Consider the following 239-nt stretch of genomic DNA (forward strand, 5'->3'; position numbering starts at 1 on the left):
CCTGAACTAACACCCGACTTTGGTGAGGTCGATGAAGATGCCACCTTAACCGTGGCTGCAATTAATGGCGTACTGAGTAACGATACCGATGCCGATGTCAGTGACATATTATCTGTTTCAGCCATCATTGAAGGGGTTCCCGGCACACCAGAGCCCGTCTCTGACGGTGTCCCCGGTGTCATAGTCAATGACTACGGTACTCTGACCATCTACTATGACGGCAGTTACGAGTTTGTCGC

1 protein-coding gene is annotated in these 239 nt (G+C 51.0%); it reads left to right on the plus strand.

Annotation, left to right across the window (positions count from 1 at the left end):
* On the plus strand, nt 1–239 hold a 239-nt coding region (locus tag Q1B47_RS21970; protein ID WP_299798840.1), incomplete at both ends, for a hypothetical protein.

Source organism: uncultured Shewanella sp. (genome assembly GCF_947501225.1).
Lineage (GTDB): Bacteria > Pseudomonadota > Gammaproteobacteria > Enterobacterales > Shewanellaceae > Shewanella.